This window comes from Bradyrhizobium sp. Kon37 (genome assembly GCF_055807535.1).
Map to the genome: position 1 here is coordinate 1 of NZ_JBVVOY010000195.1, position 333 is coordinate 333.

The 333-nt window shown below is 51.1% G+C and carries 1 protein-coding gene and 1 pseudogene; one reads left to right on the top strand and one right to left on the bottom strand.

Annotated elements, in window-relative coordinates:
• A pseudogene (locus AC0L3J_RS37770) lies at window positions 1-100 on the bottom strand (DNA-binding response regulator); the annotation flags it as partial.
• 51 nt (window positions 101-151) lie between these two features.
• Here AC0L3J_RS37770 and AC0L3J_RS37775 point away from each other — a divergent pair.
• A partial coding sequence (locus AC0L3J_RS37775; protein ID WP_473350496.1) for a lyase family protein occupies window positions 152-333 on the top strand: 182 nt, incomplete at its 3' end.

The window sequence follows — 333 nt, forward strand, 5'->3', positions numbered from 1 at the left end:
TATTACGCCGCATTAATGCCTGCATTCGCGCCATCACCTCTTCAATATGAAACGGTTTAGTCACATAATCATCAGCACCGGCACTTAATACTTCGACTTTGACCGTGACGTCTGGGGTTATATCGCCCTTAACCACTTCAAACAGAAAACCATTGCTGGTGAGATTGGTTCTTCCACCATGCCGCATAAAGTTAACCCGATCGACTTCGAAAACTCCGAAGGGAATCTGGGCCTTTCCAACGCGGTATTGCAGCATCTGGCAAGCAAACTGCCGGTTTCCCGCTGGCAGCGTGACCTGACCGACTCTACCGTGCTGCGTAACCTCGGCGTGGC